Here is a 22216-nt window from a genome sequence, read left to right on the forward strand (position 1 = left end):
ATTTCTGACCACACGGAGGGCGGCCGGACCATGGCCGCTCAGAGGCGGCCCGCCGCCTTCAGCGCGAGATATGCGTCCGCCAGTGCCGGGGCAAGGTCCTCCGGCGTCGCGTCCACGACCGTCACCCCGTGCCGGCGCAGCTGCTCAGCGGTGCGTCCGCGCTCGTTCCGCGCCTGTGCCGCCGCCGCGGCCTCGTAGACCGCGTCCGCGCTGCCCCTCGCCTCGGCCATGCGAGCGATGCGTGGGTCGGCCACCGAGGCGACCAGAAGTGTGTGTCGCTGAGTGAGCTGCGCAAGCACAGGAAGCAGGCCTTCTTCCACCGGCGCGGCGTCGAGCGTCGTGAGCAGGACGATCAGGGATCGGCGAGGTGCCGTACGCAGCACAGCCGCGGTGAGGCCACGGGCGTCCGTCTCGACGAGTTCCGGTTCCAGCGTCGCCATCGCGTTCACCAGACCCGGCAGCACGTCCCCGGCGGAAAGGCCCTGGACCAGGGCGCGTACCCGGCGGTCGTACGCCAACAGCGCCACGCGGTCGCCGGCCCGGGAGGCCAGGGCCGCCAGGAGGAGCGCGGCGTCCATGGATGCGTCGAGGCGTGGTGCGTCGTCCACACGGCCGGCCGAGGTGCGGCCGGTGTCCAGGACGAGCAGGATGTGACGGTCCCGTTCCGGGCGCCACGTGCGGACGGCCACGGTGGTCTGACGAGCGGTGGCGCGCCAGTCGATCGAGCGGGTGTCGTCGCCGGGGACGTACTCCCGGAGACTGTCGAATTCCGTTCCCTCGCCGCGTGTCAGCACGCTGGTGCGGCCGTCGAGTTCACGCAATCGGGCGAGTTTCGACGGAAGGTGCTTTCGGCTGGTGAACGGGGGCAGAACTCGTACCGACCAGGGCAGCCTGTGGGAGCCCTGGCGGGAGAACAGGCCGAGGGGCCCGTAGGAGCGGATCGTCACGCGGTCCGCATGGCGGTCGCCACGGCGGGTGGGGCGCAGTCTCGTCGTCACGCGTCTGCGTTCGCCCGGCGGGACGGTCAGCCGGTGGCGGGAGGCCTCGACCTCGGTGCCGGGCCGCCAACTGCTGGGCGGCCAGGCGTCCCTCAGGTGAGCTCGCAGGAGACGTCGGGAGGGGTTGGTGACCGTGAGTGTGACATCGGCGGAGTCGCCGAGGCGGGTGGAGGTGTCGCCGGACCGGGACAGGACGAGCCGTCGTACGGGGGCGGCAAGCACGTAGTCGCAGGCGCAGACGAGGGCCAGGGAGCCGTTGACCGCGAGGATGCCCGTCCAGCCGGGTTCCAGGATGCCGACGGGGAGAGAGCCGAGTGCCGCGAGGAGGGCGGCGCGTCCGGTGAGTGCCATCAGCGGGGGACCGGGACGTGGGCGAGGACGGCGTTGATGACGGAGTCCGCCGTCACGCCTTCCATCTCGGCCTCGGGTCGCAACTGGACCCGGTGGCGCAGGGTGGGCAGAGCGAGGGCCTTGACGTCGTCGGGGATGACGTAGTCGCGGCCCGTGAGCCAGGCCCAGGCGCGTGAGGTGGCCAGCAGAGCGGTGGCGCCGCGGGGGGAGACGCCGAGGGTGAGCGAGGGCGACTCGCGGGTGGCGCGGCAGATGTCGACGACGTAGGCGGCGATCTCCGGAGAGACGGTCGTCTTGGCGACGGCGGCACGGGCCGCCTCGAGGTCGGCGGCATCCGCCACGGGGCGTACGCCGGCGGCGCGCAGGTCGCGCGGGTTGAAGCCCGAGGCGTGGCGGGTGAGGACGTCGATCTCGTCCTGCCGGGAGGGCAGGGGGATCGTCAGTTTGAGGAGGAAACGGTCCAGTTGGGCCTCGGGGAGAGGGTAGGTGCCCTCGTACTCGACCGGGTTCTGGGTAGCCGCGACCAGGAACGGCTCGGGGAGCGGGCGTGGGGTGCCGTCGACCGTGACCTGGCGCTCCTCCATGGCCTCGAGGAGGGAGGACTGGGTCTTGGGCGGGGTGCGGTTGATCTCGTCCGCGAGGAGGAGATTGGTGAAGACCGGGCCTTCCTGGAAGGAGAACTCGGCGGTGCGGGCGTCGTAGACGAGGGAGCCGGTGACGTCGCTCGGCATCAGGTCGGGGGTGAACTGGACGCGCTTGGTGTCGAGTTCGAGTGCGGATGCGAGGGTGCGCACGAGCAGTGTCTTGGCGACTCCGGGGACTCCTTCGAGGAGGACGTGTCCGCGGCACAGGAGGGCGACGACGAGGCCGGTCACGGCGGGGTCCTGGCCGACCACGGCTTTGGCGATCTCGGCGCGCAGGGCTTCCAGGGAGGCTCGGGCGGTGCTCGCGTCCCCGGTGTTCCCGGCGTTGTCAGTGGTCGGGTCCATCATGGACGGCGTACCTCTCTTTCGAGGGCGTCGAGTTGGTCGGTCAGTGCGATGAGGGCCGCGTCGTCGCCGGGCGGCGGTCCGAAGAGGAGGGAGTGCAGGGCCTGTTGTCCGCCGGTGAGGTGAGCGCACAGGGCGGGGAGCAGGGCCTCGGGCGAATGCGCCTGGGCGACGGGGACGCCGACGAGGGGGGCGAGGCGGGTGCGGGTGGTGGAGCGAAGAGCGGCGGCCGCGCGGTCGCGGGCGTCGGCCTTGCGGTAGAGGCGGGCGCGGCCTTCGGCGGTCTCGGAGGCGCGGATCGCGACGGGGAGCTTTTCGGGCACGAGGGGGCCGAAGCGGCGTGCCCGCCAGAAGGCCGCGAGGGCGGCTGCGACGAAGAGCTGCAGGGTGCCCCAGAGCCAGCCCGAGGGGAGCAGGTCGACGAAGTTCCTGCGGTCGCCGTCGCCCGCGGCAGACGTGTCGGAGAGCGAGGGGAGGTACCAGACCAGATGGGGGCGCGAGCCGAGAAGCTGGAGGGCGAGCGAGGCGTTGCCCTGCTTGTCGAGGCGGTCGTTGAGGAGGATGTCGGGCGCGCCGAGCACGACGGTGTCGCCGTCCGCGGATGTCTGCGGGATGCGCAGCAGGGTGGCGAGGCGTGCGCTGGGGTAGCAGGAGTCGGCGTCGAGGTGGGTGGTGGTGTAGCGGACTCCGCCGGTGTCGGCGCTGCCCGCGCGCCGGGCCTCGGGCAGGTGGCAGTGGGGGGCCAGTGTGGTGCCGGTGCTGGTGGCGGGGTCCGCGGCGACTCCGGGGGCGAGTCGCTCCACGGACGGGCTGCCGGGAGCGACGAGCACGGTGCGTCCGCCGGAGTTCGCCGTGGCCTGGTGCAGCCGGTCCTGTTGCCGGTCGGTCAGCAGGTCGGGTACGGCGATGAGAAGAGTGGTGTCGGGCCCGGCGGCGGCGCGTGCGGCGCCCAGCGTGGTGACCACGCGCGTGGAGACGCCCCGGTCGGCGAGGAGTTGGGCGACGGCACGGCTGCCGTAGGGGTCGGCGGAGCGCGGGTCGAGTTCGCCGTGCCGGTCGGTGGAGCGTACGACCGCCATGACGACGGCTGCCGCCAGGATCAGCACGGCGGCGAGCGCGACGCCTCGCTCGCGCGTCCACACCTGGCGGACGCTGGGCGCGGTGGAGGCGGTCGGTACCGTGGCCTCGGCGGTCACCCGGCGGCCCCCTGGCGGGTGCTGTGGGCCGTGCCGATGCTGCTGTGGCTGACGGGCCTCGTGCGTTCCAGGTCCCGGTCGAGTTCCGAGATACGGAGGTACGACTCCTCGGTGGCCCTGCGTCCGCCGTATGTCACGTCGTCGAACTCGCGGGCCGCGGTGCGCAGTCGGTCGGTGTGTGCGGGCAGGGTTCCGCCGGCCTCGGCGGCCGCCTCGTCGGCGGTGCGGCCCGGGCGGACGTCGAGCAGGGTGCGTTCCTCCAGGGAGCGGACGATGGCCCGCATGCGTTCCTGCACGGCGTGGTTCCAGTGGCCCTGGGCCGCATGTGCCTCGGCGGTCGCGCGGTGTTCGGCGGCGCTGCGGGGGCGGTCGTCGAACAGGGCGGCGGCGGAGGAGGGCTGCCGGCGTGGTGTGCCCAGGCGCCACCACAGGGCGGCCAGGACGGCGGCGATGAACAGGATCACGACTATCAGGCCGACCGTGCCGCCGGGGGTCGCCGAGGCGGCCGAGCCGAACAGCCGGTCGAGCCAGTTCCAGAACGCGTTCAGGGCACGCTGGAACAGCCCGGGATCGTTCTCGTGGTACATCCGCTTGGACAGCTCGCGGCGAGCCGCCTCCCGTGCGGGCTCACGCGGGAGTGTCACCGGTGGCCCGGGAGACGGGCCGCCCGCCGCGCGCAGGACGGTGTCCACCGCGTGCAGCAGGCCGCGTACGGCTGTGCCGTCGGCGTGGGCCGGGGCCGCCGCCGTGGGCACTCCCCCCGTGGGACTCACCGCATCAGCTCCCCGGGACGGCACCGGGGCCGGCGGTGCCCTGGACGCCGGCGGCGCGGGCCAGTTCGAGGTCGAGGGCCTCGCGCCGGATGCGCTGGTCGATGTACAGCAGCACGGTGACGCCCGCGCTGATCGGGAGGGTGAGCGTGGTGCCGATCAGGGCGCCGATTCCCTGGACGATCAGGGAGGCCCAGCTGATGTGGCCGCCGGTGCCGAGCAGGCTGTTCATGCCGTCGCCGCTCACGGCGGCCCCGAAGGCGGTGAACGGGATGGTGATGACCGCCGAGACGATGGCGGTGATGACCACGGTGAGCAGCACGATGCCGAAGGTGCGCCACCAGGAGCCGCGGACGAGCTTGGCGGAGCGCTTCATGGACTTCACGACGCCCTGCCGTTCCAGCATCAGGGCGGGCGCGGCCAGGTAATAGCGGATGCCCAGCCAGACCACGACGACGGCTGCGCCGAGGAGGCCCAGGACGAGCAGGGCGGCTCCGCCGGCGTGGTTGCCGGCGAGCAGGAGGAGGAAGCCGGGCAGTGCGCCGCCGACGGTGACACCGGTGAAGATCAGGGCGAGCAGGATGAGCAGGCCGAAGAGCCGCGGAATCTGCGGCCGGGACTCGCGCCAGGCCTCCCTCGCGCCGACCGGTCGGCCGAGGACGGCTCGGCTGGTGACGGTCGTGAGCAGGGCGGTGGCGATGATGACGGCGACCGCGCGGATCACCGTGACGATCCCAGCTCCGATCATGGTCTCGCGCAGGGCGCGGAATGCCTCGTCGGGGCTGGTGTTGGGGTCGTTGAGCGTCGACCGGACGACGGTGTCGTTCAGGACGAGGCCCTGCAGCAGGACGGTGCTGGTGTCGAGGAGGAGGGCGACCGCCAGTGAGATGCCGAGCACCGTGCGCCAGTAGGTGCGCATGGTGGAGACGGCGCCGTCGAGGATCTCGCCGACGCCGAGCGGGCGCAGCGGGATGACGCCGGGCTTGGCGGCGGGCGGGGGGCCGCCCCAGCCGCCGCCCCAGGCTCCGTAGCCGCCGGGGGTGCCGTAGCCGCCCGGCTGGCCTGCGTGCCGGCCTGGTTGGCCTCCCTGGCCGCCGTACGGCTGTCCGGTCCAGCCCGGTCCGGGCGGCGGGGTAGGCGGAGCCTGCTGGGGGCTCGGGACACCGGTGGGCGCGGACCACTGGCCGGGTGGCGGCTGCTCCTTGGACCACTTCACACCCCGGCCGTGCGCATGCTGATCCTGCTGCGGTGCGGGCGCGGTGTCGCCGGGGCGGTCGGCAGGTTCGGCGGGACCGGCGGTGCCGGGTTCCCGCCCCTCGTTCGACGGGGCGGTTCCGGGCGAGGCCCAGCCCGGAGTGTCTGTCATCGAAGCTCCTTCTCGGTGCCCGTCCGCGGTCGCGACGGCAGGTTGGCAGCCATCGTGCCATGGGGTGGTCATCGGCGGACCGGCGGCGGTGGGGGCTGGATGCCTTCAATTGTTCGCCGGATACGGGGCAGACTGACGGCATGGCTGATCAGCAGGCGCGAACCGAGGGTGACAAGCGGCCGACCGAGATACCTGCGATCCGATGGGAGGAACCGCCCGAAGGCCCTGTGCTGGTCCTTCTCGATCAGACACGGCTGCCCGCCGAGGAGGTCGAGCTGGTGTGCACGGATGCGTCGGCGCTGGTGGAGGCGGTCCGTTCGTTGGCCGTGCGCGGGGCGCCGTTGCTGGGGATCGCAGGGGCGTACGGGGTCGCGCTCGCCGCCGCGCGCGGCTTCGACGTGGCCGAGGCGGCACGCTTGCTCGAGGGCGCCCGGCCCACGGCGGTGAACCTGTCCGTCGGGGTGCGCCGGGCCCGGGCCGCCCATGAGGCCGTGCTGGCGAAGACCGGCGATCCCACCGAGGCGGCGACGGCCGCGCTGGCCGCGGCGCGGGCGCTGCACCGGGAGGACGCCGAGGCCAGTGCGCGGATGGCGGCTCACGGGCTGGCGCTGCTGGACGAGTTGCTGCCGGGCGGCGGGCACCGGATCCTCACCCACTGCAACAGCGGTTCGCTGGTATCGGGCGGGGAGGGCACGGCCTTCGCGGTGGCCCTCGCGGCGCATCGTGAGGGGCGGCTGCGGCGTCTGTGGGTGGATGAGACGCGTCCGTTGCTGCAAGGAGCTCGTCTCACGGCGTACGAAGCGGCCCGCAGCGGTATGGCCTACACCTTGCTCACCGACAACGCGGCGGGTTCGCTGCTCGCGGGGGGAGAGGTGGACGCGGTGCTGATCGGGGCGGACCGGATCGCGGCCGACGGCTCGGTGGCGAACAAGGTGGGGAGCTATCCGCTCGCCGTGCTGGCGCGGTACCACCACGTGCCGTTCATCGTGGTGGCGCCGGTGACGACGGTCGATCCGGACACCCCCGACGGGGCGTCCATCGAGGTCGAGCAGCGACCCGGCCTCGAGGTGACGGAGATCACCGCACCTCAGGTGGCGGGAGCGGGAGGCGGGATTCCGGTGGCGCCCCTGGGGACCCAGGCGTACAACCCGGCGTTCGACGTCACGCCGCCCGAGCTGGTGACGGCCATCGTCACCGAGGAGGGAGCCGTCTCACCGGTGACGGCCGAGGCTCTCGCGGAGCTGTGCGCCAGGTCACGCGAGACGACGATCGGCTGAGCTGTGCCGGCTCGACCGACGAAAACAGCCATGTGCGCGGAAGTGGCAGAGCTGTCGAGCCGCGCCCAGAACCGGCTCCGGGGCCCGTCCCGAGGAGAGGCGGACATCCGGCACTGACATCAGCGCCCGCGGACAGGGGCAGACAGTGACGGCCCGGTACGACTAAGGTCACCGGCCAGTGACCTCCCTCACCAGGGCACCTGTCGCTGTTATGAGAATGGAACGGTGGCGGACCGATCAACGGAAACGGCCCCTCCACCTGCGCCGATGCGCGGGCAAAGGGGCCGTGACATCCAAAGGTGACATCAAGCGGCTTCGGAGCCGGGTCGGCCGACCTCAAGTTCCCGGATCCGGGCCGGTTGCCGCAGCAGCCGGTCAAGCTGTCCAACCGCCTCGATCACGTCCGGGTCCAGCGCCTCAGCGTAGATGTCCATGGTCGTAGCGATCCGGCTGTGCCTCAGGACTGCCTTGACGATCCGCGGGTGCACCCGGAGATGCACCAGGAGTGTTCCGCAGGACTTCCGGAGCCCCTTGGGGTTCATCCGGCCCAGCCCCTCAGCCTTGATGATCCGCTGCATGACCAGGTACAGGTGAGCCGTTTGGAGCGGCCGACCGGTGCGCGTGACGAACACGTGCCCCTCGGGGTCGTCGAACCAAGGGCGCCCCCGAGTGATCGCGCGCTCTCGCAGCATGGCGGTGCGCATCCTGGTCCAGCGCAGCGGGGCGATGCACTGCGCGGGCAGCGGAAGCGGAGCCTTTGAGGTGGTGCTCTTCAGCTCCACATCGATTGTGCCGGCGCTTGTGCGCTGTCGCTGCTGCTCTACCCAGATGATCCGGTTGTCCAAGTCGATGTTCTCCCAGCGGATGCCGCAGACCTCAGCCCGTCGCAGGCCGAGCAGGCACAACAGCAGGAAGGCCGGGTAGTACGGGGTCAGCCACCGAGCAGCAGCCAGGAACCGGAGCACCGTCACGGCATCCCAGCTCTTGCCGCTGTCCGTGGCCGTCCGCACATGGACGAGCTTCGCCACGTTCCGCGTCAGGCCGATGTCTTCGACCATCGCGGCCGTGAGCGACGCTGAGAGGGCCCGTAGCACCCGCTTGGCGGTCTTGCTCCTTCATCCTCTGCGAGCCGCTGTGCGACCCCGCGCAGCTCCGTGACGCCCAGTTTCGTCATGACCTTGGAGCCGAGGCGAGGGCGAAGGTGGAGCCGCACCGCTTGCTCGTACGCGGTGTAGCTGTTCGTCGCCAGGTTCGGCCGCACCACGACCTCAAGCCAGTAGTCGAACCACTGCCCCAAGGTCATGTCGCGCGTCGGGGTCGGAACGCCGCCGTTGGAGCGGTCGATCAGCTCCCGGCGCTTCCGGTCGCAGTCCTCGTAGGTCTTGCCGTACGCGTACTTCCGCTTCACAGTCCCGTCCGGCTGAGGGACGTAGACCGCCGCCTGATACCGGCCGTCAGCCCGCTTCATCACCGTGCCCGAGCCGTTCGGGTTCCGCTTGCGCCGAGGCATCAGGCAGCCTCCTCGATCTGCCCGCGGATGAGGTCCTGTACGGCGTCAGCCGGGATGCGGCGGCACCGGTCAATCTTGATCGAGACGAGGCGGCGGGTACGGATCAGGTCGTAGACCTTGGACCGGCCGACCTTGAGCCGCGTCATGACTTCCGGCACGGTCAGCGGCTCTGGAGTGACGGTGGTCATGCGGCGGCTCCTTCCTCGGTGCGTGGGTCTTGCAGGGCTTCGCGGGCGGTCTCTCGGTTGAGCTGGAGGTCACGTGCGATCGATGCGGCGAGGGTGGATTCGCCGGGGGTGTGGCCGTGGCCGGCGTATTGCCAGTCGGCCAGGACCAGGACGGTGTCCGGCTCGGCGTCCTCCAGGCCGAGGGCCTCGCGTTCCTGGGCGGCGCGGTAGTCGGCGCGTGCCTGGCGGAGGGCGCCGAGGGTGGTGGAGTAGCGGCGGGACTTGGAGCTGAAGTGGCCGCGGAAGCCGAGCATGTGGGCCCAGGCCCACAGGCGGCGGTCGGGGTAGAGCGGGTCGAGTTCCTTGCACGCTTGGATGAGGCGGCGGGTGTGGTCGGGGACCTGGTGGCGGTCGAGTTCGGCGAGCTCACCGATGCGGCGGTCGAGGGTGCCGGTGTTCTCGGCAGCTTTGGTGGCGTACTTGGCGACGTAAGAGGCGACGGCCTGTTCGGTGATGTCGGAGCCGTCGCCGAAGGCCTTCACGGGTCGGACGTCGAGTTAGGCGCCCCAGCGGAAGGTCCGGGCGGGCTGCTCTTCGGCGGCCGGAACGGAGACCGAGGTGCAGGAGTGTGCGGCGGCGGCGCTGATGGCGTCGGTGAGGAGGCTGACGGTGGCCCACGCAGGCGGCGGGGTGTCGGGGCCTTCCGGGCCGTCGAGGCGGATGACGGCGTGGAAGTGAAGGGCACCGCGCTTCGGTAACTCGGCGACCTTGCCGTAGGAAACGCGGAGGTGATCGGGGAGTTCCCGGCGGGAAAGGCCGGCACGGGCGGCGATCTCACGGCGCAGGCGGGTGGTGAAGCGCTGCCAGAGCTGCCCGGCGTGGTTGTTGAACAGCACCGCCCCCGCGTAGTCGTACGTTTCCGGGTCGATGGCGGTGCCGATGGCGGGGTCGTCGGCGGGGTGGTGGGTGCCGCAGCGGCAGGTGCCTCGGTCGGGGCGGTTGTGGACGGGGCCGAAGGAGGGGGCGGTGAGGGTGGCGAAGAGTCGTCCGGGGTGAGATCGTCCAGGCCGGTCAGCGGCCACCGTCTGGTGCTCGGCAATCGCGAGTACACCCCGGGGACTCACTGGAGGTACCAGCCCGGCACACCGGGACAGTGGTCGAACCCGGGACCGTCACTGGGCCGTCCGAGGCGAACCGACGTTGACAGACGATGACAGCCAGTCTTGGATCACCACTTCCAGAGGAACTGACGGGGCATGATGCGCAGGTCAGCGAACGAGCACACGGGGGTTGGGTAGGTTGGCTCGTCGTCGGCTGAGCACTCAGACTGGGACCATGCCCCGCAAGCCTCGTCGTAACGAGTCGTTTCAGCAGTTCCTCGCATCGATGGAACCAGCTGATCCGCCCGAAGCGTGGATGTCCGTTGTCGAGACTGGCGTGATCGACGAGCACGCCGGAGCTCGGTGGCACTTGAAGCGTGGTCCTCTGGACATTCGGGTGGCTCGGCGATTGGCCGTCTCAGCATCGTTGGTGGTCGTTGGGCACGGGGCAAGTACGAGGATCCGAGATGTCCCCGTCGACCAGCGCGCCGAGACCTGGTCGTGCGCAGAGAAGCGCTACGAAGGTCCGGGAGGGGTCATCAAAGGCCCGGATTGGCCGATCGAGCCGGTGTATAAGGCGTACGAGTTTGAGTCGGACGACGGCCGTTCGATGTTGCTCCTGGATGAGACTTGCTAAACCTGTACAGCAGCGAGATGCAGCGACCGTCCCGCCCGTAGTTCGCATCGAGGGGGCTAGTTGTTGCGGGCCATGAGGTTGGTGGCGCCGACGGGGTGTCGGGCAGTGCTGTTAGATCTTCGAGGGTCGTTCAGGGCGCTTGGTGAGTCTGGTGCTGAGGTCCCAGAGCTTCTGCTGGATGCTCGGATCGTAGGCATCGGCGTGTGCCCTTGCGGCACGGGTGCGGTCGTGGAACTGTCCGGTCACCCCGTCGAGTTCGGGGGCGAGGATGAGGCGCAGGGTGGCGTGCAGGCCGGCTTCGAGGGAGTCGATGCTGTAACCGACCGAGTCCAGGACCATCTTGGTCGGCATGTAGGTGGCCGGGTGCAGGCTGTTGACCGTGACCTGGTGCGGGTCGAGTTGTCGGGCGAGCGCGAAGCCGGTGGTGATCATGGCCAGTTTGGACTGGCCGTATGCGCGCGTGCCCGAGTAGCCGTGTTCGAGGGTGGGGTCGTCGAAGTTGATGGGGGCCTGGCCGATCGAAGCGACGTTGACGATACGGGCGGGGGCTCCGCGGTCGAGCAGCGGCAGCAGGTGCTGGGTTAGCGCGAACGGGGCGAGATGGTTGACCGCGAAGCGGAGCTCGTGCCCGTCGACGGTGAGTCGGCGGTCGGTTCCGTCTGGTTCGCCGCCGCCGATGCCGGCGTTGTTGACCAGCGCCGAGACGTGATCGGTGAACTCGGTGATCTCGTCCGCAAGGCGGTGTACTTGCGCCAGCTCGGAGAAGTCGGCCCGGATCGTGTGGATCGAGGCCGGTGCATCGGCCAGCGTGGTGGCCAGTTCGTCGAGGCGGCTCTGGTTGCGTCCGTGGAGGATGAGTGTCGTTGCGGGCTGGCGTGCGAGGGCGCCGCTGAGTGCGCGGCCCAGTCCGTCGGTTGCTCCGGTGATGACGATGGTTCGATCGGGCATCTGCTACTCCTGGCCGGGGTGTGCGTTCAGCAGTCGTCGGATGGCGGTGATGTCGTCTTGGCCGAGCAGGCGCTCGGTGGCGAGGACCCGGTACCAGATCAGGCCGAACACCAGGTCGGCGGCGAAGGCTGCGGTCAGGTGAGCGGGCTTGTCGCCGCGGGCTGCGGACCGCTCGACGATGGTCTCGAGCGCGGCCCTGCGTTTGGTCAGGAAGCCGTCCTGGAAGCGGCGCCGGAAGTCTGCGTCGCGCTGTGCCTCGGCCATCAAGGAGCGCAGGACGGGGACCACCCCTGGGAAGGCCATTAGGGCGGCGGAGTCACGCAGGAACGCGTCCAGCTCCGCGTCGAATGAACCCTGGTCCGCGGTTGAGACCTTCAGATCTGCCTTGAGCGCCAGGGCTTCGAGCAGGACGTCCGCCTTTGTGGGCCACCAGCGGTACACGGTCTGCTTGCCCGCCCCGGCGCGGGCGGCGATGCCCTCGATGGTGAGGTCTGGGAAGCCGACCTCGGTCGTGAGCTCGTAGGCCGCGGTGAGGATCGCGAGCCTTGTCTGCTCGCTGCGCTTGCGGCCGCGGGCGGGTGTCGTAGCGCCGGTCATGCGTGTCAGCCTAATCCATTATCGAGACGTCACGTCTAGGAATGGGCTAGGCTCATCGAGACGTCACGTCTCGAAATAAGGAGCGAGCATGACCACTGCACTCGTGATCGGTGGCACGTCGGGGGTCGGCCTGGCGGTCGCGCGGCAACTCACCAGCCGAGGACACGAGGTTCACATCGCCGGACGAAACGCAGCGCGACTCAACCGGGCAACCGCGGCCATCGACGGAGATGTCCATGGGCACGTTCTCGACGCCGCCGATGCGGAGGCGGCCGCCGCGCTCGCGGCGAAGATCGCCCCGATCCGCCACCTCGTCATCACCCTCGCCGGCAAGGGCGGCGCCGGCCCGCTCGGCGACTTGCCGCTCGATGGCCTGCGGCAGGCGTTCGAGGAGAAGTACTGGCCCACCGTCACCGCACTGCAGGCCTCGCTCGCTCACCTCAGCGAGGACGCCTCGATCACCGTCGTCGGAGCTGTCACAGCGAGGGCTGCCCTGCCCGGCACCGCCGGGATCGGCTCGCTCAACGCCGCCATCGAAGGGCTCGTCCAACCGCTCGCCGCCGAACTGGCGCCGATCCGGGTCAACGCCGTCTCGCCGGGATACGTCGATACGCCCTGGTGGGACGGACTCGCCGCCGAGGACCGATCCGCGTTCTTCAAGCAGGCTGCCGACGCCCTGCCCACCAAGCGCATAGCCACCGCCCCGGATGTCGCCGAGGCCATCGTCCTGCTGGCCACCAACCCCAACATCACCGGAACCGTCATCGAAACAGATGGCGGCGCACGTCTCACTGCCTGACACTTCTTCGCCATGCCCAGCCGCCGCACCGTCGTGACACGGAACGGCTTCGGCGAGCAAGTGATGGCCTGCATGCAGAACGGGGTCGCGAGCCGCTGCTCGCGACCCCATTCTGCGCCGCCTCAAGGAGCCTTCTCGTGACGTACGCCAACGCACCTCTAGCCATCGAAGGACGCCGTCGACTCGTCGAGCGGACAACTGACGGGGGCTTCGCCTAAGGTCGCTACGCCGACCGCGTGTGTCAGTGGCTGGCCGTAACCTTCGGCCATGCATAGAGGAGCAATCACACGGGCGTCCGTGCTCAAGGCCATCGCCGAGCACGACGAGTTGGGCCGCGAGGCGTTCCTAGAGACGTACCGCTTCGGCAAGGCCCGTTGGTACGTCCTCGTGCACCAGGGGCGGCAGTACGACTCGAAGGCGATCGCCGGAGTAGCGCACAAGTGGGATCAGGGCCGCGCACTGGCGCCCGGCGAGTTCAGCGGCGGCAAGGATCACGCAGTCGCCTGGTTGAAGCGCCTTGGCTTCCAGGTCGAGAAGCTGATCTAGTGACTATCAGTCGGGCCACGACGAGGATGAGCCGAGGCGCCAGGGGCGAGCAGCGGCCATCCTGGCGGGCCGGGCTGACATCCGTGGTTGACATCAACAACCGCGGACGAGGGCAGACAGTGACGCCCCCATACGACTATCGTCACAGGCCAGTGACCTCCCTCACCAGGGCGCCTGTCGCTGTTACGAGAATGGGATGATGTCGTTTATGAAGGGACGAGTCCTTGTCGTCGACGACGACACCGCACTGGCCGAGATGCTCGGCATCGTGCTGCGTGGTGAAGGTTTTGAGCCGTCTTTCGTAGCCGACGGCGACAAGGCGCTGGCCGCGTTCCGCGAGAGCAAGCCCGATCTCGTGCTGCTGGACCTGATGCTGCCCGGACGGGACGGCATCGAGGTGTGCCGGCTGATCCGGGCCGAGTCCGGGGTGCCGATCGTGATGCTCACGGCCAAGAGCGACACCGTCGACGTGGTCGTGGGCCTCGAGTCGGGCGCCGACGACTACATCGTCAAGCCGTTCAAGCCGAAGGAGCTGGTCGCCCGGATCCGCGCGCGGCTGCGCAGGTCGGAGGAGCCGGCGCCGGAGCAGCTGACCATCGGTGACCTGGTCATCGACGTGGCCGGGCACTCGGTGAAGCGGGACGGGCAGTCGATCGCGTTGACCCCGCTGGAGTTCGACCTGCTGGTCGCGCTCGCCCGCAAGCCGTGGCAGGTGTTCACCCGTGAGGTGCTGCTCGAGCAGGTGTGGGGCTACCGGCACGCCGCCGACACGCGGCTCGTCAACGTGCACGTCCAGCGGCTGCGCTCCAAGGTCGAGAAGGACCCGGAGCGGCCGGAGATCGTGGTGACCGTCCGTGGCGTGGGTTACAAGGCAGGGCCGAGCTGACATGTCCCGGGACAGCGCCGCTTCGGCTCCCGGCCGGTCCGGGATCCGGCCGGGGCGGCCTGTCGGCCGGACGGCGGGTGCGCGGTTGAGGGCTCTCTTCGACGGCGGGCTGCTGCAGGGCGGGGTCCAGGGCAGCCCGGTCATCAGGCTGTTCCTGCGCTGGGTGCGCCGCCCGCTGCTGCCCGTGATGCGGCTGTGGCGGCGCAACATCCAGCTGCGGGTCGTCGCCACCACCCTGGTGATGTCCCTGGGCGTCGTTCTCCTGCTGGGCTTCGTCGTGATCGGGCAGGTGCGCAACGGCCTGCTCGACGCGAAGGTGAAGGCCTCGCAGAGCCAGGCCACCGGCGGCTTCGCGGTGGCCAAGCAGAAGGCCGACGAGGCGGCCGGCGGGACCGGGACGGGGGCGACCGCCGGGAGCGGCACCGCCGACGGCACGGCGAGCGCGGACGGTCGGCAGTCCCAGAACGTCATCCAGTGGATGAGCGACCTCGTGGAGTCGCTGTCCAGCGGTGGCGCCGGCGCCTTCGACGTCGTCACGCTCCCCGTCGGCGACGACAGCGGCGGCGGCCGCAGCCCGCGCGGCTCCGGGAACGTCAACCCGACCTCCAGCATCCCCGACGACCTGCGCGAGCGCGTCAACAGCGGGACGACCGCCGCTCAGAGCTACACCCGGATCGTCTACTCCAACGGCAAGGACTCGCAGCCGGCGCTCGTCATCGGCAAGCAGGTCAACGACCCCAACGGGCGGCCGTACGAGCTGTACTACCTCTTCCCGCTCACCCAGGAGGAGAAGTCCCTCAGCCTGGTCAAGGGCACGCTCGCGACGGCCGGGCTGTTCGTGGTCGTGCTGCTCGGGGCGATCGCCTGGCTGGTGGTGCGCCAGGTCGTCACGCCGGTGCGGATGGCGGCCGGGATCGCCGAGCGGCTGTCCGCGGGGCGGTTGCAGGAGCGGATGAAGGTCACCGGCGAGGACGACATCGCCCGTCTGGGTGAGGCCTTCAACAAGATGGCGCAGAACCTCCAGGTGAAGATCCAGCAGCTGGAGGACCTGTCGCGGATGCAGCGCCGGTTCGTGTCGGACGTGTCGCACGAGCTGCGCACCCCGCTGACGACCGTCCGTATGGCCGCCGACGTCATCCATGAGGCGCGCGAGGACTTCGACCCGGTGACCGCGCGGTCGGCCGAGCTGCTCGCCGACCAGCTGGACCGGTTCGAGTCGCTGCTCGCCGACCTGCTGGAGATCAGCCGCTTCGACGCGGGCGCGGCGGCGCTGGAGGCGGAGCCGATCGACCTCAGGGAGGTCGTACGGCGCGTGGTCAGCGGCGCCGAGCCGCTTGCCGAGCGCAAGGGGACGCACATACGCGTGGTCGGCGACCAGCAGCCCGTCATCGCCGAGGCGGACGCCCGCCGGGTGGAGCGCGTGCTGCGCAACCTCGTGGTCAACGCCGTCGAGCACGGCGAGGGCAAGGACGTCGTCGTCAAGCTCGCCGCGGCGGGCGGCGCGGTCGCCGTCGCGGTGCGCGACTACGGCGTGGGGCTCAAGCCCGGCGAGGCGACCCGTGTCTTCAGCCGCTTCTGGCGGGCGGATCCGGCACGCGCGCGTACCACCGGCGGCACGGGCCTCGGGCTGTCGATCGCCCTGGAGGACGCGCGGCTGCACGGCGGCTGGCTGCAGGCCTGGGGCGAGCCGGGCGGCGGTTCCCAGTTCCGGCTGACGCTGCCCAGGACCGCGGACGAGCCGTTGCGGGGCTCGCCGATACCGCTGGAGCCCAAGGACTCGCGCCGCAACCGAGGCCTCGACGAGGCCGGGCTTTCCGACGGTGGCGAGGAGAAGCGGGCGACCGTCCCGGTGCAGAAGGGCAGCGCCCGGTCGTCCGCGCTGCCGCCGCGGGCCCCGATCGCGTCGCGGCCGGCCCCCACCGCCGATCCGGCCGCGCTGCCCGGCAACGGCGCGCGCGTGGTGCCCCGGCCCACCGGTGGCGCACGGCGCGCCGAGGACAGAGCCGGCACCACTCCGGCCGCGGGCACGGGCCCCGCCCGTACCGACGCGGCCGATGCGCAGGACTCGACCGAGCCAGGGGAGGCATTTCGTGGGCGCTGACCGCGAGGGAGGCGCCCGGCTCGGTCCGGGACGCGCGGTGACATGGGCGGCCTTGGGGACCGTACTGCTGGCCGGGTGCGCCTCGATGCCCGACAGCGGGGATCTGCGGAACGTGGAGTCCACGCCGCGGCAGGACACCGGGGTACGGGTGTTCGCCATGCCGCCGGCTGACGGCGCCGGGCCCGCCGAGATCATGCAGGGCTTCCTGGAGGCGCTGACCAGCGACGATCCGGCGTATGACACGGCCCGCAAGTACCTGACGACCGCGGCCGCGCACACGTGGCGGCCCGAGCGGTCCACCACCGTCCTCGCCAACGGGCCGAGCATCGAGCCGGACTGCCGGCCGGGCCCGGGCACGGAGCACACGAGCAGCATCACCTGCGTCCTCGCGGGCAGCAGGGTCGCGACCGTGGACGAGCAGCAGGCGTACGAGCCCGCCGCCGGCACCTACCGCAAGAAGGTGCACCTCACCCGGGACCCCAAGAACGGCCAGTGGCGCATCGACGAGCTGCCCGACGGTGTCGTCATGGGCAAGTCGGACTTCCAGCGCAACTACACGTCGGTCGACAAGTACTACTTCGCCTCCGACACGACCGTCGGGTCGACGGGGGAACCGGTGGCCGTCGCCGATCCGGTGTTCGTGCGCAGCAAGGTCGACCCGATGACGCAGATCGTCCGCTCGCTGGTGGGCGGCCCCACCCGCTGGCTCGGACCGGTCGTCAGGTCCAGCTTCCCGACCGGTACGGCACTGCAGAAGGACGTGTCGGGGCTGGCGCCGGACGACCAGAACAAGCTGACCGTGCCGCTGAACCTGAAGGTGTCGCAGGTCGCGGCGACCAAGTGCACGGAGATGGCGACGCAGGTGCTGTTCACGTTGCGGAGCCTGGCGCCGACGCTGGAGTCGGTGGAGTTGCAGGGCATCGGCGGCCACCGGCTGTGCGAGCTGAACGAGGGGCGCGCCGAGGCCACCGCCTGGCACGGGGCGGCCAAGAGCCCGGAGAACCTGTACTACCTCGACGCCAAGCACCGGCTCGTGCGGATGCCGGCGGGGCCCACGACCACCGCCGCGGTACCGGTGCCGGGACCCCTGGGCCAGGGTGACAGGGCCTTCGAGTCGGTGGCGGTCTCCCGGGACGAGCACAGCGCGGCCGGCGTCGGTGACCAGGGCAGGTCGCTGTACGTGACCTCGCTGGCGTCGGGCGCTTCGCTCGGGAACGCACTGGTGACCAGCCAGGGCCCGACCCCGGACGACCGACTGACCACGCCGAGCTGGGACGCCCGCGGCGATCTGTGGGTGGCCGACCGGGACCCGCGCCGTTCGCGGCTGTACGTCCTGGAACAGGGCACCACCAAACCGGCGCAGGTCGCCGTCCCGGAGCTGTCCGGGCGGATCAGGGACGTGCGGGTCGCCGCCGACGGGGTGCGGATCGCGCTGGTGGTGGAGAAGGACGGCAAGCAGGCTCTGCTCATCGGCAGGATCCAGCGCGACGACGGCTCGGGGCAGGGGCCGGCGGTGGTCGAACTGCGGTCCGCCGCACCCGATTTGGAGCAGGTCAGCGCTCTGTCGTGGGCGGGGGACAGCAGGCTGCTCGTTGTCGGCCGGGAGCAGGGCGGCGTGCTGCAGATGCGGTACGTCCAGGTCGACGGCTCCGCGCTCGACGGGCCGGCACCGGGCGCGCTCACCGGCGTCAAGTCGATCGCCGCGTCCGAGGACGAGCGGGTGCCGCTGGTGGCCTACTCGGAGGACGGGATCGTACTGCTGCCGTCCGGGTCCCAGTGGCAGAAGGTCGACAAGGACGGCACGGCACCCGTCTATCCGGGCTGAGCCCCCCGTCGCACACCGCCCCTTCCCCGCGGGTGAGGGGCGGTACGCGTCTCCGAGAGTTGTCCACAGGGGTTTTCCACAGGGGTGGCCGTGCCGCTGCGGCGTTGGCACAGTGGTGCACATGCGGGGGTGGTGGCAGGACCTGACCGACCTGGTGCTGCCGGCCGACTGCGCGGGCTGCGGAGCACCTCGTACGGCGCTGTGCCCGCGGTGCCGGGCCGCGCTGTACGCACACGCGCCGCGGCGGGTGCGGCCGGTGCCGGAGCCGGCCGGGCTGCCGGTGGTGCACGCGGCGGCGCCGTACGCGCAGGAGGTGCGCACGCTGCTTCTCGCGCACAAGGAGCGAGGCGCGCTGGCCCTCGCGGGAGCGCTGGGCGCGGCGCTGGCGGGGGTCGTGCGAGCGGGGCTCGTCGGGAGCGGTGCCGGTGTCGTCGGCCGTGCCGGCGTTGCTGTCGGTGCCGGGGGCCGCGGGACCGTGCTGCTCGTCCCGGTGCCGTCGGCCCGGTGGGCGGTGCGGGCGCGTGGGCACGACCCGGTGCGGAGGATGGCGCTCGCGGCGGCCGGTGAGCTGCGGCGCACCGGGACGCCGGCCAGGGTGGCGGCCGTGCTCCGCCAGCGGCGGCCGGTGGCGGACCAGACCGGGCTGGACGCGCGGCGGCGCCGCGCGAACCTCGCGGGCGCGCTGGAGGTGACGGCGGGTGGCGGCCGGCTGCTCGGCACGGGACAGGTCGTCCTCGTCGACGACCTGATCACGACCGGTGCCAGCCTCGCGGAGGCGGCACGGGCCGTCCGGGATGCGGCGCAGGAGCGAACTCGAGTGAGAACAGTCGTGTACGGAGCCGTAACTCGGGAAGGAAGGGATGAACGATGGATCGGAGCGCGAGCGGAGAGCGAGAACTGGGTGCATGGTGCACCGGAAAAGGTGGCCGGGAAGACCGCCCGGCATGCCCTCCGTGCGGCCGTGATCGCCGCTCCGCGGGATTCTTTCGAAATAAACAGGAACTGACCGCCGACCTGCATCGTTGCAGGTAGCGAGAAGGAGAATTCACCTGAACGGGGGTACGCCGGAGTAGAGGGTGACGACATCCGTCCGGGCGAGATATGTTCGGTTGTGAGGAAAGGCGCAGGCCACACCTCTCATATCGGAATGCCGTGCCGCGGGTTTTGGGCAATCACCCGGGCCGGTGGGGTGGAGATCTCGCCCGTGGGGGAGGAGGAGGTGGAAGTCACCGAGTCCGAGGTCCGGTGCTCACCGGACCTGGTGCGAAAGGGAGATGCTCCGCCGACCGAGCGGAGCGATCCGGGAACGGAGTTCTGCGTGGACATCGTCGTCAAGGGCCGCAAGACCGAGGTGCCCGAGCGGTTCCGCAAGCACGTGGCCGAGAAGCTGAAGCTGGAGAAGATCCAGAGGCTCGATGCCAAGGTGATCAGCCTCGACGTCGAGGTGTCCAAGGAGCCCAACCCCCGACAGGCCGACCGCTGTGACCGGGTGGAGATCACGCTCCGCTCCCGCGGTCCGGTGATCCGGGCGGAGGCAGCGGCGAGCGACCCGTACGCGGCACTCGACCTGGCGGCGGAGAAGCTGGACGCCCGGCTGCGCAAGCAGCACGACAAGCGTTTCTCCCGGCGAGGCGCACGCCGGATCTCGGCGGCCGAGGTTCCCGACCACGTTCCGGGCGCTGCGACGCTGAACGGTAGCGGCCTCCCCGTCGGGGAGGAGACGGACGACGTGCCGACGAAGAGGATCGGTTCGCTGGAGGTCAAGGGAGAAGGCCCGCTCGTCGTCCGCGAGAAGACCCATGTCGCCGCCCCGATGAGCCTCGACCAGGCGCTTTACGAGATGGAACTGGTCGGCCACGACTTCTACTTGTTCGTCGACGCGGAGACGAAGGAACCGAGCGTCGTCTACCGGCGTCACGCCTACGACTACGGCGTCATCCACCTCAGCACGGACCCGATGGTCGCCGAGGCCCAGCCTCCCGCCGCAGGCGGCACGCTGGGCGGCTGACCGACCCGGCGGCCCCACGCGAGCCGGTGCCCCTGGAAGCGCGTGTGCGCCCCCAGGGGCACCTGTGTGCGACCAGTTCACGCCTCGCCCGTCACCTCGGTGTCGCCGGGGCATGAAATCATGGCCGGACCGGCCCAACCGGTTGGCCGCTGCCTTGGGTTGGCGATGGCGCAGGACCACAGGCCACAGCCTCAGGGGGAGGAACGATGGCGGACACCTTCGGACCGATGCGGGACGAGGATGACGACGGTGTCATCGGCACGGGCCCTGAAGCGGGCTCCGTACGAGCGGAGCCGATCAGAGTCCTGGTCGTGGACGACCACGCCCTCTTCCGGCGTGGCCTGGAGATCGTGCTCGCGGCCGAGGAGGACATCCAGGTCGTCGGCGAGGCCGGCGACGGTGCCGAGGCCGTGGACAAGGCCGCCGACCTGCTGCCCGACATCGTGCTGATGGACGTCCGCATGCCCAAGCGCGGCGGTATCGAGGCATGCACCTCCATCAAGGAGGTCGCACCCAGTGCCAAGATCATCATGTTGACGATCAGCGACGAGGAGGCCGACCTCTACGACGCGATCAAGGCGGGCGCGACCGGGTACCTCCTCAAGGAGATCTCCACGGACGAGGTGGCGACCGCCATCCGTGCCGTGGCCGACGGGCAGTCGCAGATCAGCCCGTCCATGGCGTCCAAGCTCCTCACCGAGTTCAAGTCGATGATCCAGCGGACCGACGAGCGCCGGCTGGTGCCCGCGCCGCGGCTGACCGACCGGGAGCTGGAGGTTCTCAAGCTCGTCGCCACCGGGATGAACAACCGGGACATCGCCAAGGAGCTGTTCATCTCCGAGAACACCGTGAAGAACCACGTCCGCAACATCCTGGAGAAGCTTCAGCTGCACTCCAGGATGGAAGCGGTGGTCTACGCGATGCGGGAGAAGATCCTCGAGATCCGCTAGCCGCCGCCGTGCCTGCCTAGGCGAGGGCGCGGGCCAGCTCTCGGGCCACAGGCTCGCGCAGAGCCGGGGCGTCGACCCGCTCCACCCGGACGTCCGTGCAGTTCACCCAGGTCGCCGCCTCGAGCAGGGCCTGAGCCACCGCCGGGGCCGCCTTCACGTCGTCCAGGGTGACCTGACGGGCCACCAGCGTGTGCCCCTCGCGCGCCGGGTCGACCCGCCCGACGAGCCGCCCGCCCGCGAGCACCGGCATGGCGAAGTAGCCGTGCACCCGCTTCCGCCTGGGCACATACGCCTCCAGGCGATGGGTGAAGCCGAAGATCCGCTCGGTGCGCGCCCGCTCCCAGATCAGTGAGTCGAACGGCGACAACAGCGTGGTCCGGTGCCGGCCGCGCGGCGGTGTCGCCAGCGCCGCCGGGTCGGCCCAGGCCGGCCTTCCCCAGCCCTCGACCTCCACCGGCACCAGACCCGAGTCGGCGATCACCGCGTCGACCTGATCACCCTTGAGGCGGTGGTAGTCGGCGATGTCCGCGCGCGTGCCGACCCCCAGGGACTCGCCCGCCAGCCGGACCAGGCGCCGCAGGCATTCGGTGTCGTCCAGCTCGTCGTGCAGCAACGTGTTCGGGACGGCACGCTCGGCGAGGTCGTACACCCGCTTCCAGCCGCGCCGCTCGACGCACACCACCTCGCCGTACATCAGCGCGCGCTCCACCGCGACCTTGGTGCCGGACCAGTCCCACCAGTCGCTCGTCCTCTTCGCGCCGCCCAGTTCCGTGGACGTCAGCGGGCCTTCCCCGCGCAGCTGCTTGATGACCTGGTCGTAGACACCCGCGGGCAGCTCGTGGTTCCAGTGCGGGCGGTTGCGGTAGGCGCGGCGGCGGAAGGCGAAGTACGGCCACTCCTCGATGGGCAGGACGCACGCCGCATGGGACCAGTACTCGAAGGCGCGCGTGCCCTCCCAGTACGCCGCCTCGACCGCCTTGCGGCCGACCGCGCCGAGCCGGGCGTACGGCACGAGTTCATGGGAGCGGGCGAGCACCGAGATCGTGTCGAGCTGGACCGCGCCGAGGTGGCGCAGCACGCCGCGGACGCCGGCCCGCCGGTCGGGCGCGCCGAGGAGGCCCTGGGCCCGCAGGGCGATACGGCGGGCGTCGTCCGCGGTGAGCGTGGTGGTCGGGCGCGGAAGGGTCGTCATGCC

The 22216-nt window shown here is 70.9% G+C and carries 20 protein-coding genes and 1 pseudogene; 9 read left to right on the forward strand and 12 right to left on the reverse strand.

Going from position 1 to position 22216, the window contains the following annotated elements:
• Window positions 1-38: 38 nt before the first annotated feature.
• From AC5WRT_RS22870 to AC5WRT_RS22890, 5 genes are read right to left on the reverse strand one after another with little or no spacing between them, the layout of a single operon-like run.
• Window positions 39-1349 (reverse strand): DUF58 domain-containing protein, encoded by a 1311-nt coding sequence (locus AC5WRT_RS22870; protein WP_496095533.1) that lies wholly within the window; start codon window positions 1347-1349, stop codon window positions 39-41.
• Window positions 1349-2338, reverse strand: coding sequence for an AAA family ATPase (locus AC5WRT_RS22875; protein WP_496095538.1), 990 nt, complete (start codon window positions 2336-2338; stop codon window positions 1349-1351). The genes AC5WRT_RS22870 and AC5WRT_RS22875 overlap by 1 nt, the downstream gene beginning before the upstream one ends.
• Window positions 2338-3534 (reverse strand): DUF4350 domain-containing protein, encoded by a 1197-nt coding sequence (locus tag AC5WRT_RS22880; RefSeq protein WP_496095532.1) that lies wholly within the window; start codon window positions 3532-3534, stop codon window positions 2338-2340. Before AC5WRT_RS22880 ends, AC5WRT_RS22875 begins: the two co-directional genes overlap by 1 nt.
• Window positions 3531-4307 carry a DUF4129 domain-containing protein gene (locus AC5WRT_RS22885; RefSeq protein WP_496095531.1) on the reverse strand — a complete coding sequence of 259 codons (777 nt, stop codon included), beginning with the start codon at window positions 4305-4307 and terminating at the stop codon, window positions 3531-3533. The genes AC5WRT_RS22880 and AC5WRT_RS22885 overlap by 4 nt, the downstream gene beginning before the upstream one ends.
• Window positions 4308-4311: 4 nt before the next feature.
• Window positions 4312-5670 (reverse strand): glycerophosphoryl diester phosphodiesterase membrane domain-containing protein, encoded by a 1359-nt coding sequence (locus AC5WRT_RS22890; protein ID WP_496095530.1) that lies wholly within the window; start codon window positions 5668-5670, stop codon window positions 4312-4314.
• A gap of 140 nt (window positions 5671-5810) precedes the next feature.
• Here AC5WRT_RS22890 and mtnA point away from each other — a divergent pair, with 140 nt between their 5' ends.
• Window positions 5811-6947: an S-methyl-5-thioribose-1-phosphate isomerase gene (gene mtnA, locus AC5WRT_RS22895; protein WP_496095529.1), complete on the forward strand. Its 1137-nt coding sequence runs from the start codon at window positions 5811-5813 to the stop codon at window positions 6945-6947.
• Between the two features lie 305 nt (window positions 6948-7252).
• Here mtnA and AC5WRT_RS22900 read toward each other — a convergent pair whose 3' ends face one another.
• The 6 genes and pseudogenes from AC5WRT_RS22900 to AC5WRT_RS22925 form a co-directional block, all read right to left on the reverse strand.
• Window positions 7253-8005 (reverse strand): tyrosine-type recombinase/integrase, encoded by a 753-nt coding sequence (locus AC5WRT_RS22900; protein ID WP_496095528.1) that lies wholly within the window; start codon window positions 8003-8005, stop codon window positions 7253-7255.
• On the reverse strand, window positions 7984-8457 hold the full coding sequence (locus AC5WRT_RS22905; protein WP_496095527.1) for a tyrosine-type recombinase/integrase: 474 nt from the start codon (window positions 8455-8457) through the stop codon (window positions 7984-7986). The genes AC5WRT_RS22900 and AC5WRT_RS22905 overlap by 22 nt, the downstream gene beginning before the upstream one ends.
• On the reverse strand, window positions 8457-8645 hold the full coding sequence (locus AC5WRT_RS22910) for a helix-turn-helix domain-containing protein (RefSeq protein WP_496095526.1): 189 nt from the start codon (window positions 8643-8645) through the stop codon (window positions 8457-8459). Before AC5WRT_RS22910 ends, AC5WRT_RS22905 begins: the two co-directional genes overlap by 1 nt.
• Window positions 8642-9685 (reverse strand): annotated as a pseudogene (repSA, locus tag AC5WRT_RS22915) (replication initiator protein RepSA); the annotation flags it as partial. The pseudogene repSA and the gene AC5WRT_RS22910, both read right to left, overlap by 4 nt.
• Window positions 9686-10472: 787 nt before the next feature.
• Entirely contained in the window at window positions 10473-11309 is an 837-nt protein-coding gene (locus tag AC5WRT_RS22920) for an SDR family NAD(P)-dependent oxidoreductase (RefSeq protein ID WP_496095525.1), read from the reverse strand.
• Between the two features lie 3 nt (window positions 11310-11312).
• Complete coding sequence (locus tag AC5WRT_RS22925) at window positions 11313-11906, reverse strand: TetR/AcrR family transcriptional regulator (protein WP_496095524.1); 594 nt, start codon at window positions 11904-11906, stop codon at window positions 11313-11315.
• 88 nt (window positions 11907-11994) lie between these two features.
• On the opposite strand from AC5WRT_RS22925, the gene AC5WRT_RS22930 reads away from it, so the two are divergent.
• From AC5WRT_RS22930 to AC5WRT_RS22965, 8 genes are all read left to right on the forward strand, one after another.
• The gene (locus tag AC5WRT_RS22930; protein WP_496100559.1) at window positions 11995-12705 is read left to right on the forward strand and encodes an SDR family oxidoreductase; all 711 of its coding nucleotides are present in this window, start codon (window positions 11995-11997) and stop codon (window positions 12703-12705) included.
• A 267-nt stretch (window positions 12706-12972) separates the two neighbouring features.
• Window positions 12973-13251: a ScoMcrA-related endonuclease gene (locus AC5WRT_RS22935; protein WP_496095522.1), complete on the forward strand. Its 279-nt coding sequence runs from the start codon at window positions 12973-12975 to the stop codon at window positions 13249-13251.
• A gap of 196 nt (window positions 13252-13447) precedes the next feature.
• Entirely contained in the window at window positions 13448-14137 is a 690-nt protein-coding gene (gene mtrA, locus AC5WRT_RS22940; RefSeq protein ID WP_187279108.1) for a two-component system response regulator MtrA, read from the forward strand.
• Between the two features lies 1 nt (window position 14138).
• Window positions 14139-16238: an MtrAB system histidine kinase MtrB gene (gene mtrB, locus AC5WRT_RS22945; protein ID WP_496095521.1), complete on the forward strand. Its 2100-nt coding sequence runs from the start codon at window positions 14139-14141 to the stop codon at window positions 16236-16238.
• Entirely contained in the window at window positions 16228-18063 is a 1836-nt protein-coding gene (locus tag AC5WRT_RS22950) for an LpqB family beta-propeller domain-containing protein (protein ID WP_496095520.1), read from the forward strand. Before mtrB ends, AC5WRT_RS22950 begins: the two co-directional genes overlap by 11 nt.
• Window positions 18064-18184: 121 nt before the next feature.
• On the forward strand, window positions 18185-19069 hold the full coding sequence (locus AC5WRT_RS22955) for a ComF family protein (RefSeq protein ID WP_496095519.1): 885 nt from the start codon (window positions 18185-18187) through the stop codon (window positions 19067-19069).
• A gap of 312 nt (window positions 19070-19381) precedes the next feature.
• Window positions 19382-20071, forward strand: a complete 690-nt coding sequence (gene hpf / locus AC5WRT_RS22960) for a ribosome hibernation-promoting factor, HPF/YfiA family (protein ID WP_496095518.1) — start codon at window positions 19382-19384, stop codon at window positions 20069-20071.
• Between the two features lie 206 nt (window positions 20072-20277).
• Window positions 20278-21021, forward strand: a complete 744-nt coding sequence (locus AC5WRT_RS22965; protein WP_496095517.1) for a response regulator — start codon at window positions 20278-20280, stop codon at window positions 21019-21021.
• Window positions 21022-21037: 16 nt separating this feature from the next.
• Here AC5WRT_RS22965 and AC5WRT_RS22970 read toward each other — a convergent pair whose 3' ends face one another.
• Window positions 21038-22213 carry a winged helix-turn-helix domain-containing protein gene (locus AC5WRT_RS22970; RefSeq protein ID WP_496100560.1) on the reverse strand — a complete coding sequence of 392 codons (1176 nt, stop codon included), beginning with the start codon at window positions 22211-22213 and terminating at the stop codon, window positions 21038-21040.
• Window positions 22214-22216 lie beyond the last annotated feature (3 nt).

The sequence above is a fragment of the Streptomyces sp. NTD91 genome (assembly GCF_059510455.1).

Excerpts from the sequence above, each read along its gene's own strand:
- AC5WRT_RS22870 (WP_496095533.1), bottom strand. The coding sequence starts at position 1,349 with ATGGCACTCACCGGACGCGCCGCCCTCCTCGCGGCACTCGGCTCTCTC.
- AC5WRT_RS22875 (WP_496095538.1), bottom strand. The coding sequence starts at position 2,338 with ATGGACCCGACCACTGACAACGCCGGGAACACCGGGGACGCGAGCACC.
- AC5WRT_RS22890 (WP_496095530.1), bottom strand. The coding sequence starts at position 5,670 with ATGACAGACACTCCGGGCTGGGCCTCGCCCGGAACCGCCCCGTCGAAC.
- mtnA (WP_496095529.1), top strand. The coding sequence starts at position 5,811 with ATGGCTGATCAGCAGGCGCGAACCGAGGGTGACAAGCGGCCGACCGAG.
- AC5WRT_RS22900 (WP_496095528.1), bottom strand. The coding sequence starts at position 8,005 with ATGGTCGAAGACATCGGCCTGACGCGGAACGTGGCGAAGCTCGTCCAT.
- AC5WRT_RS22905 (WP_496095527.1), bottom strand. The coding sequence starts at position 8,457 with ATGCCTCGGCGCAAGCGGAACCCGAACGGCTCGGGCACGGTGATGAAG.
- AC5WRT_RS22910 (WP_496095526.1), bottom strand. The coding sequence starts at position 8,645 with ATGACCACCGTCACTCCAGAGCCGCTGACCGTGCCGGAAGTCATGACG.
- AC5WRT_RS22920 (WP_496095525.1), bottom strand. The coding sequence starts at position 11,309 with ATGCCCGATCGAACCATCGTCATCACCGGAGCAACCGACGGACTGGGC.
- AC5WRT_RS22925 (WP_496095524.1), bottom strand. The coding sequence starts at position 11,906 with ATGACCGGCGCTACGACACCCGCCCGCGGCCGCAAGCGCAGCGAGCAG.
- AC5WRT_RS22930 (WP_496100559.1), top strand. The coding sequence starts at position 11,995 with ATGACCACTGCACTCGTGATCGGTGGCACGTCGGGGGTCGGCCTGGCG.
- AC5WRT_RS22935 (WP_496095522.1), top strand. The coding sequence starts at position 12,973 with ATGCATAGAGGAGCAATCACACGGGCGTCCGTGCTCAAGGCCATCGCC.
- mtrA (WP_187279108.1), top strand. The coding sequence starts at position 13,448 with ATGATGTCGTTTATGAAGGGACGAGTCCTTGTCGTCGACGACGACACC.
- mtrB (WP_496095521.1), top strand. The coding sequence starts at position 14,139 with ATGTCCCGGGACAGCGCCGCTTCGGCTCCCGGCCGGTCCGGGATCCGG.
- AC5WRT_RS22955 (WP_496095519.1), top strand. The coding sequence starts at position 18,185 with ATGCGGGGGTGGTGGCAGGACCTGACCGACCTGGTGCTGCCGGCCGAC.
- AC5WRT_RS22965 (WP_496095517.1), top strand. The coding sequence starts at position 20,278 with ATGGCGGACACCTTCGGACCGATGCGGGACGAGGATGACGACGGTGTC.
- AC5WRT_RS22970 (WP_496100560.1), bottom strand. The coding sequence starts at position 22,213 with ATGACGACCCTTCCGCGCCCGACCACCACGCTCACCGCGGACGACGCC.